Here is a 16,152-nt window from a genome sequence, read left to right on the forward strand (position 1 = left end):
CGAGGCATGGAAGGCTGGGTACCGGACTTCCAAGAGCACGACAGGACCGACCACACAGGAGCGTGCATGACTGGCCGTCTGGGCATCGACGACGTCACCCCCGAGGTGGCAGGCGGACGCGACCCCGCCAAGGCCGTGGCGGGCGAGCACGTCCCGGTCACGGCGACGGTCTGGCGCGAGGGGCACGACGCCGTCGCCGCCACCGTCGTCTGGTGGGGGCCCGACGGTGCCGAGCGCACGTCCCGCATGACCGAGGTCGGCACCGGCCTCGACCGCTTCGCGACGACGATCGTGCCCGACGCACCCGGCACCTGGACGTTCCGCGTCGACGCCTGGGGCGATCCGTGGGCCACGTGGACGCACGCCGCGTCGGTCAAGCAGGCCGCCGGCCAGAGCGCCGCCGAGCTCGCGAACGACCTCGAGATCGGTGCGCGCCTCCTCGACCTGCGGGCCGGGCACGCCGCGTCGCTGCGCGATGCCGCCGCGGCCCTGCGCGACGCGACCCTGCCGCTCGACGAGCGTCTCGCCCCGGCGCTGGGCGACGTCGTACAGGCGGCGATGCACGACGAGCCCGTCCGCGAGCTGCTGACCCAGGGCGTGCCGCACACGCTGACGGTCGACCGCGGTCGCGCCGCCTTCGGCTCCTGGTACGAGCTGTTCCCGCGGTCGACCGGCGGCGTCGACAAGAACGGCGTTCCCCGCCACGGCACGTTCAAGACCACCGCGAAGGCGCTCGACCGCGTCGCGCAGATGGGCTTCGACGTCGTGTACTTCCCGCCGATCCACCCCATCGGGCGGCTCAACCGCAAGGGCAGGGACAACACGCTGACGCCGACGCCCGACGACGTCGGGTCGCCGTGGGCCATCGGCGCGGCCGAGGGCGGGCACGACGCCGTCCACCCCGATCTCGGCACCTTCAAGGACTTCGACGCCCTCGTGCGCCGCGCCACGAAGCTCGGTCTCGAGGTCGCGCTCGACCTCGCGCTGCAGGCTGCCCCCGACCACCCGTGGGCGGCCGAGCACCCCGAGTTCTTCACGGTCCTGCCCGACGGCACGATCGCGTACGCCGAGAACCCGCCCAAGAAGTACCAGGACATCTACCCGCTGAACTTCGACAACGATCCCGACGCGGCGTTCGCCGAGATGCTGCGCATCACGATGGTCTGGGTCGAGCGGGGCGTGCGCATCTTCCGCGTCGACAACCCGCACACCAAGCCGACGAGCTTCTGGGCGTGGCTCATCGCGACGGTCAAGCAGACCCATCCCGACGTGCTGTTCCTCGCCGAGGCGTTCACCCGGCCTGCCCGCCTTTACGGGCTGGGGCGCGCGGGCTTCACGCAGAGCTACACCTACTTCACGTGGCGCACCACGAAGGCCGAGATCGTCGAGTTCGCCGAGGAGATCCGCGACCGCTGGGACGAGTCGCGGGCCAACCTGTTCGTCAACACCCCCGACATCCTGCCCGAGCACCTGCAGGTCGGCGGGCCCGCGATGTTCGCGATCCGTGCCGCGCTCGCGTCGACGCTGTCGCCGACGTGGGGCGTGTACTCCGGCTTCGAGCTGTTCGAGCACGAGCCGCAGAAGCCCGGCAGCGAGGAGTACCTGCGCTCGGAGAAGTTCGAGCTCAGGCCCCGCGACTGGGCCACCGCGCTGGCCGAGGGACGCTCGCTCGAGCCGTGGCTGACGCGCCTCAACGAGATCCGGCGGGCCCATCCGGCCCTGCAGCAGATGCGCACCCTGCACGTCCACGACGTCGACCACGACGCCCTGGTCGCCTACTCCAAGCAGGACCCTGCAACGGGCGACACGGTGCTGGTCATTGTCTCGCTCGACCCGCACGAGGCGCGCGAGGGCACGATCCACCTCGACCTGCCGGCCCTCGGCCTGCGCTGGGACGACCGCCTGGTCGCCCACGACGAGGTCACCGGCGAGACGTACGAGTGGGGGGCCGAGAACTACGTGCGACTCGACCCGCACCGTGCCGTCGCCCACATCATCACCCTTCAGCGCAAGCCTGAGCAGCCCGAGAGAGAGCTCACATGACCGACGACCTGACCACCGAGGCGCACGACGCGCCCGCCCCCGACGCGGCCCTCGACGGGCTCGACGACATCCCGCACACGGGTGAGGGCGTCGAGGAGGACGGCACGCTCGTCCAGCCGAACTCGGACGACTTCGAGCACGCCCACCAGGCCGCCGCCCGGCCCGACTGGTTCAAGCACGCGGTCTTCTACGAGGTGCTCGTGCGGGCCTTCGCCGACTCCAACGGCGACGGCACGGGCGACCTGCGCGGTCTGGCGGGCAAGCTCGACTACCTGCAGTGGCTCGGCGTCGACTGCCTGTGGCTGCCGCCGTTCTACGCCTCGCCCCTGCGCGACGGCGGCTACGACATCAGCGACTTCCGCGCGGTGCTGCCCGAGTTCGGCACGGTCGACGACTTCGTCTTCCTGCTCGAGGAGGCGCACAAGCGCGACATCCGCGTCATCACCGACCTCGTCCTCAACCACACGTCCGACGCGCACCCGTGGTTCCAGCAGTCGCGCAACGACCCCGAGGGCCCGTACGGCGACTACTACGTGTGGAGCGACGACGACTCGAAGTACTCCGACGCGCGCATCATCTTCGTCGACACCGAGACGTCGAACTGGACCTACGACCCCGTGCGGGGCCAGTTCTTCTGGCACCGGTTCTTCAGCCACCAGCCCGACCTGAACTTCGAGAACGCCGAGGTCCGCGAGGCGATGATCGACGTCCTGCGCTTCTGGCTCGACCTCGGCATCGACGGGTTCCGGCTCGACGCCGTGCCCTACCTGTTCGAGGAGGAGGGCACCAACGGCGAGAACCTCCCGCGCACGCACGAGTACCTGCGCGAGGTGCGCGCGACGATCGACCGCGAGTACCCCGGTCGCATCCTGCTGGCCGAGGCCAACCAGTGGCCCGCCGACGTCGTGGAGTACTTCGGCGACCCGGCGGTCGGTGGCGACGAGTGCCACATGGCGTTCCACTTCCCGCTGATGCCGCGCATCTTCATGGCGGTGCGCCGCGAGTCGCGCTTCCCGATCTCGGAGATCCTGCAGCAGACGCCCGAGATCCCGTCCGGCACGCAGTGGGGCATCTTCCTGCGCAACCACGACGAGCTGACGCTCGAGATGGTCTCGGACGAGGAGCGCGACTACATGTACGCGGAGTACGCCAAGGACCCGCGCATGAAGGCCAACATCGGCATCCGTCGCCGGCTCGCGCCGCTGCTCGACAACGACCGCAACCAGCTCGAGCTGTTCACCGCGATGCTGCTGAGCCTGCCCGGCTCGCCCGTCCTGTACTACGGCGACGAGATCGGCATGGGCGACAACATCTGGCTGGGCGACCGCGACGCGGTCCGCACGCCGATGCAGTGGTCGCCCGACCGCAACGCGGGCTTCTCGCGCTCCGACCCGGGCCGGGTCTACCTGCCGCCGATCATGGACCCGACGTACGGCTACGAGGCGATCAACGTCGAGGCGCAGCAGGACAACGCCGCGTCGCTGCTGAACTGGACGCGCCGCATGATCGCGATCCGCAAGCAGCACAGCGCGTTCGCCGAGGGCGAGTTCATCGACCTGGGCGGCTCCAACCCCAGCGTGCTGGCCTACCTGCGGCGCTGGGAGCGTCCGGACGGCGAGCTCGACGTCGTCCTGTGCGTCAACAACCTGTCGAGGTTCCCGCAGCCCGTCGAGCTCGAGCTCGGGACGTACGAGGGATTCACGCCGGCCGAGCTGACCGGCAACGTCCGGTTCCCCCGGATCGGCGAGCTGCCGTACCTGCTGACGCTGCCGGGCCACGGCTTCTACTGGTTCCAGCTGTCGGAGCGCGGCGACGAGGGCGAGCGGAGGAGCAAGGTATGAGCGAGCGCCAGCGAGTGATGATGAGGCAGAGGCTCGTGCCGTCGCCTCCGTACCATGCTCTTCTCACGGAGGTGACGGCATGAGCGGACCCCTGGACACCACCGAGACCGGCGGCGGGACGCACGACGGGGTGGCGGACGCGCTCGCGGCGCTGCTGCCCGAGTGGCTGCCGACGCAGCGGTGGTTCGCGGGCAAGGACCGCGACATCACGGCCGTGCGCGCGCTGAGCTGCACGACCGTCACGGAGGGCGACCCCCTGCTGCTGCACCTCGTCGTCGAGGTCGAGCAGGACGGCCGTCTCGAGCCGTACCAGCTGCTGGTCGGCAGCCGCCGCGCTGAGGTGCCCGACGTGGCGGCGTCCGCGACGATCGGCGAGGTCGACGGCGCGACGTACTACGAGGCGTCCGGCGACGCCGACCTCACGGCCGCGCTGCTCGACCGGATGGTCGACGGCGCCCTGGTCGACGGCCTGCTGTTCGAGACCGAGCCCGGTGCCGAGCTGACGGCGGGCCTGCGCGCCCACCCCATCACGACCGAGCAGAGCAACACCTCGCTGGTGTACGGGTCGCAGTACATCCTCAAGCTGTTCCGCAAGCTGTCGCCGGGCCTGAACAAGGACCTGCGCCTGCACCGCGCCCTGCGCGAGGTCGGCTCGCAGCACATCGCCGAGCCGCTCGGGTCGATCAGCGGCACGCTCGACGGCGAGCCCACGACGATCGGCATGCTGCAGCGGTTCATGCCCGACGCCGTCGACGGCTGGGTCATGGCGAGCACCAGCGTGCGCGACCTGATGGCCGATCCCTCGGTCTCGCCCGAGGACCTCGGCGGCGACTTCGCCGGCGAGGCCTCGCGGCTGGGTCGCGCCGTCGCCGACGTCCACGCCGACCTGCGGGCGGCCCTCGGCACGGAGGACGCCGACGCCGCCGAGCTCGAGCGCACCGTGACGGTCATGCTCGAGCGGCTCGACCGCGTCGCGGACGACGTCCCCGAGCTCGCCCCGCACGTCCCCGGGCTGCGCTCCGCGTTCGACGCGATGCGGCACCACGAGGTGCCCGTGCAGATGCAGTCCATCCACGGCGACCTGCACCTCGGCCAGGTGCTGCGCACGCTGAGCGGCTGGCTGATCCTCGACTTCGAGGGCGAGCCCGCCGCCTCGGTGGCCGAGCGCTCACGGCTGCGGTCGGCGCTGCGCGACGTCGCCGGCATGCTGCGCTCGTTCGACTACGCGGCGCAGCAGCTGCTGGTCGGCGGGCCCGACGACCCCGTGCTCGCGGACGTCGCGATGCGCTGGGCGCGACGCAACCGCGACGCGTTCTGCGACGGCTACGCCGAGGTCGCGGGCACCGACCCGCGCGACGCCGCCGTCCTGCTGCGCGCGCTCGAGCTCGACAAGGCCGTGTACGAGGTCGCGTACGAGCACGCCAACCGTCCCGACTGGCTCTCGGTGCCCCTCGCGTCGATCGAGCGCCTCATGACCGAAGGACCCTCATGACCACGCAGCACGACTGGCCGGCCAGCATCGGCGAGCTCGACCTCCACCTGATCGGCGAGGGGCGCCACGAGCGGCTCTGGGACGTCCTCGGCGCGCACGTCCGCACCCTCGACGACGCCGACGGCACCGCGGTCGACGGCACGTCGTTCGCGGTGTGGGCACCCCACGCCCGCGCGGTGCAGGTCATCGGCGACTTCAACTTCTGGGGCGGGGGCGACCACGCGATGCGTCCGATCGGCGCCGGCGTGTGGGACCTGTTCGTCCCGGGCGTCGGCGCCGGCACGGCCTACAAGTTCCGCATCGAGGGACCCGACGGCGCGTGGCACGAGAAGGCCGACCCGATGGCGTTCGGCACCGAGGTGCCGCCCGCGACGGCCTCGGTCGTCACGACCGCGACGCACCGGTGGGCCGACGACGCGTGGATCGCCGACCGCGCGTCCCGCACGCCGCTCGCCTCGCCCATGAGCATCTACGAGGTGCACCTCGGGTCGTGGCGTCCTGGCCTCGACTACCGCGAGCTGGCCGACGAGCTCGGCGACTACCTGACCGAGACGGGCTTCACGCACGTCGAGCTGATGCCGGTCGCCGAGCACCCGTTCGGCGGGTCGTGGGGCTACCAGGTGACGTCCTACTACGCGCCGACGTCGCGGTTCGGGTCGCCCGACGACTTCCGCTGGTTCGTCGACCAGCTGCACCAGCGCGGCATCGGCGTCATCGTCGACTGGGTGCCCGCGCACTTCCCGAAGGACGAGTTCGCGCTGGCCCGCTTCGACGGCACCCCGCTCTACGAGCACCCCGACCCGCGCCGCGGCGAGCAGCCCGACTGGGGCACGTACGTCTTCGACTTCGGACGCCGCGAGGTGCGCAACTTCCTCGTCGCCAACGCGCTGTACTGGTTCGAGGAGTTCCACCTCGACGGCCTGCGCGTCGACGCGGTCGCGTCGATGCTCTACCTCGACTACTCGCGCAACGAGGGCGAGTGGGTGCCGAACCAGCACGGCGGTCGCGAGAACCTCGAGGCCGTCCAGCTGCTGCAGGAGCTCAACGCGACGGTCTACAAGCACCACCCCGACGTCATGATGATCGCCGAGGAGTCGACCGCGTGGCCCGGCGTCAGCCGTCCGACCGACGGCGGGGGGCTCGGCTTCGGCTTCAAGTGGAACATGGGCTGGATGCACGACACGCTGTCGTACCTCGGGCACGACCCCATCCACCGCTCGTACCACCACGGCGAGATGACGTTCTCGATCGACTACGCGTTCACCGAGAACTTCGTGCTCCCGCTGTCGCACGACGAGGTCGTGCACGGCAAGGGCTCCCTGTGGGGCCGCATGCCGGGCGACGCGTGGAACAAGGCGGCCGGCGTCCGCGGGCTGCTGGCGTTCATGTGGGCCCACCCGGGCAAGCAGATGCTGTTCATGGGCGGCGAGTTCGGCCAGGAGTCGGAGTGGGCCGAGTCGCGCTCGCTCGACTGGGGCCAGCTCGACGACCCGCTGCACCTGGGCATCCTGCACCTCGTGACCGACCTCAACGCGTTCTACCGCTCGGCGCCCGCGCTGTGGACGATCGACGACCGTCCCGAGGGGTTCCGGTGGATCGACGCCAGCGACACCGCGGGCAACGTCATCGCCTTCGTGCGCACGGGGTCGGACGGCTCGCAGGTCGCGTGCGTCGCGAGCTTCGCGGGGGAGCCGCACCACGACTACCGCATCGGCCTGCCGTCAGGGGGCACGTGGCGCGAGGTGCTCAACACCGATGCCGAGGTCTACGGCGGCTCGGGCGTCGGCAACCTCGGCGCGGTCGAGGCCGAGGACGTCCCGCTGCACGGCTTCGAGCACTCGGCCGTGCTGCAGCTGCCCCCGAGCGGCGTCCTCTGGCTGACCCCGACCACCTGATCCGGCTGTGCTCGGCCCCCACCATGGGCCGAGCGCAGCGAGGCTGGCGCCCACGCGAAGCGTGGAGGCGACGGAGTCGCCTGCGGGCGTAGCCCGCGCGCCCCTAGTGGTGGTGGGCCGACAGCACGACGCGCTGCAGCACGCGCAACGAGCCCGTGACCGACCGCTCGACGAACTCGCCACCGTCGAGGGCCTGGCGGTAGATGCGGTAGGGCGCCTGGCCGCCGTCGGCCGGGTCGGGGAAGACGTCGTGGATCACCAGGACGCCACCGAGCCGCACGTGTGGCGCCCAGCCCCGGAAGTCGGCCTGCGCCGCCTCGTCGGTGTGGCCGCCGTCGACGAAGACCAGGTCGAGCGGCGTCTGCCACCACCGCGAGACGGCCGACGAGCGACCCACCATCGCGACCACGACGTCCTCGAGGCCCGAGTCGGCGATCGCCCGCCGGGCGAACGGCAGGGTGTCCATCAGGCCCAGGTGCGGGTCGACGAGGGACTCGTCGTGGTACTCCCAGCCGGGCTGCTGCTCCTCCGAGCCGCGGTGGTGGTCGATCGTCACGACGGTCGAGCCCGTCACGGACGCCGCGTGGGCGAGGTAGATCGTCGACTTGCCGCAGTACGTGCCGATCTCGAGCGCGACCCCGCCCTCGCGCAGGTGCCCGACCGCGGCGGCGTGCAGGGCCAGCCCCTCGTCCGCGGGCATGAACCCCTTGGTCGCCTCGACCAGCGCGACCAGCTCGTCGGGCAGCGTCACGGGAGCCGGGGCGGCGGACGCCTCCTCACCGTCCGCGCGGTCGTCGGGTGCCTGGGGGGAGGGGGTCACAGGGGGCACGGGGTCTCGACCTTCCAGTCGCGGAGCAGGGGCAGGCCGGTGCCGCGGAACAGCCCGCTGCCCGGGGTCGTGCGCGACAGCGCGTCGGCGGCGAGCACGACGGTGGCGGCGGTCCAGGTCGTGCGCTCGACGGGCCACCGGACGTCGTCCTCGTAGACCAGGCCGGTCCAGTAGGAGCCGTCCGGGTCGCGCAGGTGCTGCATGTCGGACAGCAGGGCCACGGCGTCGTCGGCGCGCCCGACGACGTCGAGGGCCAGCACGAGCTCGCACGTCTCGGCGCCCGTGACCCAGTTGTTCGGCGTCACGCAGCGCACGCCGCGCCCCGGCACGACGTAGTCGTCCCACCGCTCGTCCAGGCGTGCACCGGCCGCGTCCGCGGACATCGCGCCGCCCAGCACCGGGTAGTACCAGTCCATCGAGTGCGGCTTCCCGACGAACAGCCCGGGGTGCTCGTCGAGCGCGTGACGCAGCCGCGCGGCCGCGAGCTCCCAGTCGGGGCGGCCCGCCCCCACGAGCTCGGCCAGCGCGACACCGCAGCGCAGGCTCAGGTGGATGCTGGCGTTGCCCGTCACGAGCGCCTCGGAGACCAGCCGGCCGTCGGCGGACGCCCACACGACCGCACCGTCGTCGCGCTGCATCGTCAGGGCGGCGTCGAGTCCCCGCTCGACGACGGGCCACATCGTCTCGGCGAACGTCCGGTCGCCCGTCACGAGCCAGTGGTGCCAGACGCCGGTCGCGACGTACGCGCAGAAGTTGGAGTCGACGTGCGCGTCGGTGACGACCTCGCCGTCGTAGCGGATCGCCCACGAGCCGTCGTCGCGCTGGGCCGACCGCGACCACTCGTACGCGCGGGCCGCCTCGTCCAGACGGCCCGCGGCGCTGAGCCCCATCGCCGCCTGCACGTGGTCCCACGGATCGGTGTGACCGCCCTCGAACCACGGGATCGCGCCGGACGCGAGCTGTGTCCGGGCGATCGCGTCAGCCGTCTGCGCGACCTGCGCGGTGGTCAGGACGCCCGCGACGTGGGGGAGCGGGTGCGGCATTCAGAACGGCTTGGTGAAGTAGAGCGCGACGCTCTTGCCGATGACGGGGTCGAGCGCCCGCTCGGCCAGACGCGTCGCCGCCGGGGCCTTCATCATGTCCCACACCAGCAGGCGGTGGTAGGCGCGCACGAGGGGGTGCTGGTCGCGGTCGACGCCGACGGCGCACTTGATCCACCAGTAGGGGGAGTGCAGCGCGTGCGCGTGGTGGCGGTGCGTCGTGGTCAGACCGTGCGCCTCGACCATGGCCTGCAGCTCGTCGGCCTTGAAGATCCGGATGTGCCCGCCCTCGTTGGCGTGGTACTCGTCCGACAGCGCCCAGCAGATGCGCTCGGGCAGCCACCGCGGGACCGTGACGGCCAGGGTGCCGCCGGGGGCCGTGATGCGCACGAGCTCGGCGACGGCCTGCTCGATCTCGGGCACGTGCTCGAGGATCTCCGAGGCCAGCACGACGTCGAACTCACCGTCGGCGTAGGGCATGTCGAGGATCGTGCCGACCGTGACTCGGGCCGCTCCACCGGGCGGCACCTCGCCGACCTCCGACATCGCGCCGAACATGTCGTCGACGCCCTTGAGCTCGACCTCGTCCATGTCGAACGCCGTCACGTCGGCGCCGCGGCGCAGGGCCTCGTAGGAGTGGCGGCCGGCTCCGGCACCGACGTCGATGAAGCGGGTGCGTCGGCCGACCCGCAGGCGGTCGAAGTCAACGGTCAGCATGGGGGCGTCCTCGTGTCTGGGGTGGCGGTGGTCAGGAGTGGCTGGCCCGCGCGGCGGCGACGGCCTCGGCGTAGGCCTCGACGGTCTTCTCGGCGACCGCCGTCCAGCTGTAGCGCTCGAGCGCCCGGCGGCGTCCGGCCGCACCGAGCCGCTCGCGCGTCTCGGGCGACTCGACGAGGGTGCGGATCGCCGCGGCGAGCGCCTCGGCGTCGCCCGGCTCGACCAGCACGGCGCACTCGCTGGCTCCGTCGTCGTCGACGCCGACGACCTCGGGCAGGGCCCCCGCGCGGGTCGCGACGACCGGCGTGCCGCACGACATCGCCTCGACCGTCGGCAGCGAGAAGCCCTCGTAGAGCGACGGCACGCACATGATCTCGGCCGAGGCCAGCAGCTCGCCGAGGTCGTCGTCGGAGATGCCGTTCGCGACGTGCACGGCATCGGCGATCCCGAGCTCGGCGATGCGCCGCTCGGTCGCGCCGCCGGGCTCGAGGTGCGAGACGAGCTCGAGGTGGACGTCGTGCTCGGTGCGCACCTTGGCGATCGCCTCGAGCAGGTGGACGACGCCCTTGAGCGGCTTGTCGGCGCTCGCGATCGCGACGATGCGGCCGGGCACGCGGTTCTCGCGCGGGGCGAAGACATCGGTGTCGACGCCGAGGGGGACGACCCGCATCTGCCGGGCGTCGAGGTCGAAGTCGGCCACGGAGTCGGCGGCCGACGTGCCGGCCACGGCCAGCACGACCGGGATGCGCCGGGCGACGCGGGCCTGCATCGGGACGAAGCCGTACCACCGCGACACCGACAGCCGCTTGCGCAGGCCCCGGGCCTCGGCCAGCTCGACCTTCCGGTCGCGCGTGATGGGGTGGTGCACGGTCGCCGCGACCGGCATGCCGCGGCGCATGATCGCGAGCAGCCCGTAGCCGAGGCTCTGGTTGTCGTGGACGACGTCGAACTCGGCGGCGCGGTGCTTGAGGATCTTCGCGGCCCGCAGCGTGAACGTCAGCGGCTCGGCGAAGCACCCGGTCAGCGTCAGCGCGTACTCGAGCACGTCGGTCGCGCTGCGGAACTCGCCGGGGCGCGGCGTGCGGAACGGGTCGGGCTCGCGGAAGAAGTCCATGCTCGGGACCTTCGTGAGCCTGACCCGGGGGTCGAGGTCCTCGGGGTACGGCTGGCCGGAGAAGACCTCGACCTCGTGGCCGAGCTCGGCGAGCCCGCGACTGAGGTGCCGGACGTAGACGCCCTGACCACCGCAGTGCTCCTTCGTCCGGTATGACAGCAGCGCTATCCGCACCCGACCTCCTCGGTTACTGATGGGTAGAGGTCCATCATGCCGGGTGGCCGCCGTCGTCGCCGCGTCGGCCGTGTCGTCGACGGTCCGCAGCTCGTGCGGGACCTTCGGGCGGTCCGCTCGTTGAGGCCTTCGAGCCGCCGTGACGACGTCGCGGCCCCGTGCCGTCCCGTCGATCGACGCGGCTCGATTCCCATGTGACGGGAGTAACACATGGGGCATACTGATCCACGACGTGCCATCAGCGGTAGATGAAAGGGAGTCATGACCGACTCACAGTCCCACCAGCCGGTCGACCGTCGGCGTGCAGATCCTCTGCAGGTAGCCGCCGAGATGATCGACCAGGAGAACGGCGAGTCGTCGACTCCGGCCACGTCCGACACCCAGTCGTCACGTCGCGACGGCGCCGACGCGGGGCGCGAGGCGGCCGCCGCCGACGACAGCCCGCGGGCACGCCGCGCCGCGGCACGGGCCGCGCGCCAGGCCGCCGCCGAGAAGCGCCGGGCCGAGCGGGCCGCCGCCAAGAGCTTCGCCTCGTCGAGGCGCCAGCCGGGCCGGGCCGCCGAGGCCGACACCGCGCAGGCCACCGACGCCACCCCGTCCGCCGCATCGGCGCCGACCGCCGCCCCGACGTCGAGCCGTGACGCCGACGCGTCCCCCCAGCCCCCCGCCGAGCAGACCCTGGCCCAGCGGCTGGCCGCGGCGCGCGGCGCGTCCGCGTCGACGTCCGCGTCGGGGCCGGCCGAGCAGCCCCGCCCTGCCGAGCAGCCCCGCTCCGACGAGACGGTCGTGTCGACCCGCACGTTCGACGCGGTCGGGTCCTCGCCCGCGACCTCCGCCGACGAGGGACGCACCGAGCCCCCCGCCCGCGAGACGTCCGTCTTCGGGCGTCTGGGCAGTGCGCCCACCGCGGCGCAGCTGTCGGCCGAGACCGCCGAGCAGCCCACGGCCCAGCAGCCCATTGCCGAGAGCCCCGTCGAGGACGAGCCGTCCGACGCCGCCGTCGTCGACGAGCCGGCCGAGGAGCAGCAGGAGGCCGAGCCGGTCGTCGTCGAGGAGCGCGTCGTCGAGACGATCATCGACGAGGAGCCGGAGTCCGAGCCCGAGCCCGAGCAGGTCGTGGACGAGACGCCCGAGCCGGAGCCCGAGCCCGTCGTGCAGGCGGAGCCCGAGCCCGAGCCGGAGCCGGTTGCCGAGAAGGAGCGCGAGCCGGAGCCGGAGCCCGAGCCCGTCGCGGTCGAGGCCTCCCGTCCCGCCGCGCCCGCCGACCCGGCTCCCGTGACGTTCGCCGAGAAGCTCGCGGCCGCCAGCGCCGCGGCGCAGCAGCGCGTCGCCGCGGCACGCGCCGAGGCCGCGCGCCTGATGGAGGAGGCCGCCCGTGAGCGCGCCGAGGTCTCGGCCCGGCTGACCGCCGACGAGGCCGCGCAGCGCGAGGTCACCGCCGCCAAGCTCAAGGCCGCCGAGCAGGCCGCCGCCGAGCGCGTCAGCGCCGCGCAGCAGGAGGCCGACCGCGTCGCGGCCGAGATCGCCCGCGAGCGCGAGGCCGCCGCCGCCAAGATCGCCCAGCTCCAGCGCGAGGCCGACGCCCGGGTCGCCGAGGCCAAGGCGAAGGCCGAGGCCGAGGCGCAGCAGCGCATCGAGCAGGCCGAGGCCGAGGCGCGCCGACTCGCCGAGCAGGCCGAGGCCGAGGCCAAGATCACCGCCGAGCGTCGCCTGGCCGAGTCCGAGAAGGCCGCCGAGGAGGCCGCCCAGCGCCGGCTCGAGCTCGCCGAGCAGGACGCCCAGCGCCGTGTCGAGGAGGCGCGTGCCGAGGCCGGCAAGGTCGCGGCACAGGCGGCCTCCGAGCGCGAGGCCGCCATCGCGCGGCTGGCGCGCGAGCGCGAGGAGGCCGATGCCCGCCTCGCCGAGGTCAGGCGACAGGCCGAGGCGACGATCAGGGACGCCGAGGAGTCGGCTGCCAGCCACGTCGCCGCCGCGAAGGGCGAGGCCGAGAAGTACGCGCAGGAGACCGCGGCCGAGCGGGTCGCGATCGCGGTGCGGGTCGCCGACGCCGAGCGCGCCGCCGAGGAGAAGCTCACCGCCGCCAAGGTGCAGGCCGACCGACTGGCCGCCGAGGCCGCCCAGCGGCACGAGGAGGCCACCGCCCAGCTCGCCCGCGAGCGCGACGAGGCCAAGGCGCGCGTCGACCGCGCGACCGAGGAGGCCGCAGCACTGGCGCGCGAAGCCGAGGCCGAGCGCGCCGACGCCGCGGCCAAGCTGGCCGAGGCCGAGCGGTACGCGGCCGAGAAGATCCGGTCCGCCGAGGCCGACGCCGAGCGGGTCGCAGCGGACGCGGCGGAGTCCAACCGGCTCGCCGCCGCCGCCCGCGACGAGGCCGAGCGCAAGCTGGCGACCGACGTCGAGGCCGCGCGCCTCGACGCCGAGCGCAAGATCGCCGAGGCCGAGCGCGATGCCGCGGCCCGCGTCGAGGCCGCCCAGGAAGAGGCCCGACGCGTCGCCGAGAAGGCCGAGCAGGACGCGCGCCAGCGCGTCGCGGCCGCCGAGGCCGAGGCCGAGAGGGTCACGCTGCAGTCCAAGCGCGACGCCCAGGAGCGGCTCAGCCAGGCGGTGGCCGCGGCGCGGTCCGCGGCCGAGGAGAAGCTGCAGGAGGCCGAGCGCACGGCCCTCGAGTGGGTCGCGGCCGCCGAGGCCGAGGCCGAGCGGGTCGCCCAGGCGCACATCGTGATGGCGAACCACTCGTCGGCCGCGACGCCTCTCTCGGCCCCGCAGCCGCTCGTGGACGAGTACGTCGACGAGGCGCCCGCCCAGCACGACGGCGACGACCGCACGCCCGAAGAGGTGAGCGACGAGTCCGGGGCACTCGCCCCCAAGATCAAAAAAAGAGTCGTCCGACGCCGATGAGCTGAGCCCGCGCCCCGGCACCGCGACGATCACCGCGCTGCCGCACCGCGTGGCGGTCGACGCGTCCGAGCACGCGCCGCTGCCCGAGCCGTCCGACCGCGGGCGGGTCGTCGACCAGGCCGCGACCGACCGGGCCGACGAGCGACGACGGGCGCGCGAGTCGCGGCGTGCGGCCAAGCTCGAGGCCCGGCAGCGACGGGCCGAGGCCAGGGCGGCGGCGGTCGAGGCCGCCGCATCGGCGCGGCGCGACGCGGCGCTGGCGGCCGCCGCGGAGCGCGTCGACGACGAGACCGCGGCCCAGGAGTCGCCCGAGGTCGCGCCGCACCTCGACGAGGTGGTCGTTCCCTCGCCGGAGCCGGAGCCGGAGCCGGAGCCGGAGCCGGAACCCGAGCCCGAGCTGCCCGCCGGCGACGACGAGCGGGTCGAGCAGGCCCTCCACGTCGAGGACGACGACGACCTGCTGCCGGCGGACCGTGCGTCGACCGGCGCGAGCGCCGGGGCGACCACGCCCGCTCCCGAGCTGGCGCCCGCGGACGACCGTCCAACGCCTGCCCCGGCACCTGTCGCCGTCACCATCCCCGCCACGCCCGACGACGGCATCGTCGAGGCTCCCCGCGAGCCCGCGGTGCCGTTGTCGCGGCGGCTGCGTCCCCGCGGCGACGGGCGCGGCAGGCGACGCCTCGTCGTGGCGCTGGCCGGCCTTCTTGGCGCGGTCGGGCTCGTGTGCTCGGTCGTGCTGGCGTTCGGAGCGCTGCTCGTGGCGCTCGACTCGACCGACGGCTCGGTCTACGACACCGTGTCGGGCATCTGCGACGCCCTCGTCGGCCCGCTGCGCGGCGCCGTCTCGTTCTCTGGCGAGAACGCCGCCATGAAGGAGGCGCTGGTGGCCTGGGGAGCCGGCGCGATCGCGTACCTCGTGGTCGGCGTGGTCGCGCAGTCGCTGCTCCGGTCGACGGTCGAGGACTGAGACGGTCGGCGCGATCGCGTCATGATCGGGGTGCGCGAGGTTCTTCACTGGTGTCACGGCGCGTGACACCAACGAACGGAACCCCCACATGCTCCTCTCCCTCGTCGCGACGGCGGTCGTCGCGGCCTTCGTGCTGTCCGTCGCCGCCGCCCTGCTCATCAGCACCCGCCGCGCGGCCTCGCTCGACGACGGCTCGATGGTCGACGTCGTGCTCGACCGCCGCCGGCAGCCGCGCGTGGGTGGCGGCCGACCGATGTGATCTACCGCATGTCACACACCTGTCGCCCTCATTACTACGAGTGGGTAACATTCAGGTGAAGAAGGGTCGCCTCACCCGCCTCGCGGCGGGCCCGCGGTGCCCACCAGTCCACTGACTGACGCGACGGCCGTCTGGTCGTCGTGCCCCTGATGCGCAGGAGGGTCCTCGTGACCAAAATCGTTGTCGCTGTGAAGTATGTCCCGGACGCCACGGCCGACNCGACGGTCTGCTGTCCGAGCTCGACGAGTACGCGGTCGAGCAGGCGCTGCAGACCATCGAGGCCGGTGACGGTGAGGTCACCGTCCTGACCGTCGGTCCCGAGCAGGCGGCCGACGCGGTGCGCAAGGCCCTGCAGATGGGCGCGCACGCCGGCATCCACGTCCAGGACGACGCGATCCACGGGTCCGACGCCTTCGCGACGTCCGAGATCCTCGCCAAGGCTATCGAGAAGGTCGGCGACTACGACCTGCTGTTCTTCGGCATGGCGTCGACCGACGCCGGCCTGGGCGTCGTCCCGACGCTGGTCGCCGAGCGCCTCGGCCTGCCCGCCGTCACGTTCGCCTCCGAGATCACGGTCGACGGCGACACCGTCACGATCCGCCGCGACGGCGACGTCGCGACGCAGGAGATCGTGGGCACGGGCAAGCTCGTCGTCTCGGTCACCGACCAGACCGGCGAGGCCCGCTACCCGTCGTTCAAGGGCATCATGGCGGCCAAGAAGAAGCCGGTCGAGGAGTGGTCGCTGGCCGACCTGGGCCTCGACGCGAGCAAGGTCGGTCTCGACAACGCCTGGACCAAGGTCGAGTCGTACGAGCCCCGCCCGCCGCGCACGGCCGGCGAGATCGTCACCGACGAGGGAGACGGCGGCACCAAGCTCGTCGAG

At 73.0% G+C, this 16,152-nt stretch carries 12 protein-coding genes; 8 read left to right on the forward strand and 4 right to left on the reverse strand.

All coding sequences use genetic code 11. The features are described from left to right. The first annotated feature begins 66 nt into the window (after positions 1 to 66). From ASD10_RS16915 to glgB, 4 genes are all read left to right on the forward strand, one after another. Positions 67 to 2,043: an alpha-1,4-glucan--maltose-1-phosphate maltosyltransferase gene (locus ASD10_RS16915; RefSeq protein ID WP_056611656.1), complete on the forward strand. Its 1,977-nt coding sequence runs from the start codon at positions 67 to 69 to the stop codon at positions 2,041 to 2,043. Next, entirely contained in the window at positions 2,040 to 3,884 is a 1,845-nt protein-coding gene (treS, locus tag ASD10_RS16920) for a maltose alpha-D-glucosyltransferase (protein WP_056611659.1), read from the forward strand. The genes ASD10_RS16915 and treS overlap by 4 nt, the downstream gene beginning before the upstream one ends. Before the next feature lie 79 nt (positions 3,885 to 3,963). Next, positions 3,964 to 5,376, forward strand: coding sequence for a hypothetical protein (locus ASD10_RS16925; protein ID WP_056611662.1), 1,413 nt, complete (start codon positions 3,964 to 3,966; stop codon positions 5,374 to 5,376). Continuing rightward, positions 5,373 to 7,271: a 1,4-alpha-glucan branching protein GlgB gene (gene glgB / locus ASD10_RS16930; protein WP_082556364.1), complete on the forward strand. Its 1,899-nt coding sequence runs from the start codon at positions 5,373 to 5,375 to the stop codon at positions 7,269 to 7,271. The genes ASD10_RS16925 and glgB overlap by 4 nt, the downstream gene beginning before the upstream one ends. A 103-nt stretch (positions 7,272 to 7,374) precedes the next feature. Here glgB and ASD10_RS16935 read toward each other — a convergent pair whose 3' ends face one another. From ASD10_RS16935 to ASD10_RS16950, 4 genes are read right to left on the reverse strand one after another with little or no spacing between them, the layout of a single operon-like run. Continuing rightward, positions 7,375 to 8,100: a class I SAM-dependent methyltransferase gene (locus tag ASD10_RS16935; RefSeq protein ID WP_235502101.1), complete on the reverse strand. Its 726-nt coding sequence runs from the start codon at positions 8,098 to 8,100 to the stop codon at positions 7,375 to 7,377. Further along, entirely contained in the window at positions 8,088 to 9,143 is a 1,056-nt protein-coding gene (locus ASD10_RS16940) for a prenyltransferase (protein WP_056611665.1), read from the reverse strand. Before ASD10_RS16940 ends, ASD10_RS16935 begins: the two co-directional genes overlap by 13 nt. Next, positions 9,144 to 9,857, reverse strand: a complete 714-nt coding sequence (locus ASD10_RS16945) for a bifunctional 2-polyprenyl-6-hydroxyphenol methylase/3-demethylubiquinol 3-O-methyltransferase UbiG (protein ID WP_056611669.1) — start codon at positions 9,855 to 9,857, stop codon at positions 9,144 to 9,146. 31 nt (positions 9,858 to 9,888) lie between these two features. Further along, positions 9,889 to 11,145 carry a glycosyltransferase family 4 protein gene (locus tag ASD10_RS16950; RefSeq protein WP_056611672.1) on the reverse strand — a complete coding sequence of 419 codons (1,257 nt, stop codon included), beginning with the start codon at positions 11,143 to 11,145 and terminating at the stop codon, positions 9,889 to 9,891. A 330-nt stretch (positions 11,146 to 11,475) separates the two neighbouring features. On the opposite strand from ASD10_RS16950, the gene ASD10_RS16955 reads away from it, so the two are divergent. The 4 genes from ASD10_RS16955 to ASD10_RS18510 form a co-directional block, all read left to right on the forward strand. Further along, positions 11,476 to 14,043, forward strand: a complete 2,568-nt coding sequence (locus tag ASD10_RS16955) for a hypothetical protein (protein WP_157432711.1) — start codon at positions 11,476 to 11,478, stop codon at positions 14,041 to 14,043. A gap of 49 nt (positions 14,044 to 14,092) precedes the next feature. Next, positions 14,093 to 15,010: a hypothetical protein gene (locus tag ASD10_RS16960; protein WP_056611677.1), complete on the forward strand. Its 918-nt coding sequence runs from the start codon at positions 14,093 to 14,095 to the stop codon at positions 15,008 to 15,010. Positions 15,011 to 15,098: 88 nt separating this feature from the next. Beyond that, entirely contained in the window at positions 15,099 to 15,269 is a 171-nt protein-coding gene (locus tag ASD10_RS18945) for a hypothetical protein (protein WP_157432712.1), read from the forward strand. 274 nt (positions 15,270 to 15,543) lie between these two features. Further along, positions 15,544 to 16,152 (forward strand): electron transfer flavoprotein subunit beta/FixA family protein (locus tag ASD10_RS18510; RefSeq protein WP_235502112.1); only part of this gene is annotated, 609 nt, incomplete at its 3' end.

Origin of the sequence: Aeromicrobium sp. Root472D3 (genome assembly GCF_001426485.1) — a bacterium.
Taxonomy (GTDB): domain Bacteria; phylum Actinomycetota; class Actinomycetes; order Propionibacteriales; family Nocardioidaceae; genus Aeromicrobium.

Bases quoted from the DNA above. Each gene is read 5' to 3' on its own strand.
- ASD10_RS16915 (WP_056611656.1), top strand. From the start codon at position 67: ATGACTGGCCGTCTGGGCATCGACGACGTCACCCCCGAGGTGGCAGGC.
- treS (WP_056611659.1), top strand. From the start codon at position 2,040: ATGACCGACGACCTGACCACCGAGGCGCACGACGCGCCCGCCCCCGAC.
- ASD10_RS16925 (WP_056611662.1), top strand. From the start codon at position 3,964: ATGAGCGGACCCCTGGACACCACCGAGACCGGCGGCGGGACGCACGAC.
- glgB (WP_082556364.1), top strand. From the start codon at position 5,373: ATGACCACGCAGCACGACTGGCCGGCCAGCATCGGCGAGCTCGACCTC.
- ASD10_RS16940 (WP_056611665.1), bottom strand. From the start codon at position 9,143: ATGCCGCACCCGCTCCCCCACGTCGCGGGCGTCCTGACCACCGCGCAG.
- ASD10_RS16945 (WP_056611669.1), bottom strand. From the start codon at position 9,857: ATGCTGACCGTTGACTTCGACCGCCTGCGGGTCGGCCGACGCACCCGC.
- ASD10_RS16955 (WP_157432711.1), top strand. From the start codon at position 11,476: ATGATCGACCAGGAGAACGGCGAGTCGTCGACTCCGGCCACGTCCGAC.
- ASD10_RS18945 (WP_157432712.1), top strand. From the start codon at position 15,099: ATGCTCCTCTCCCTCGTCGCGACGGCGGTCGTCGCGGCCTTCGTGCTG.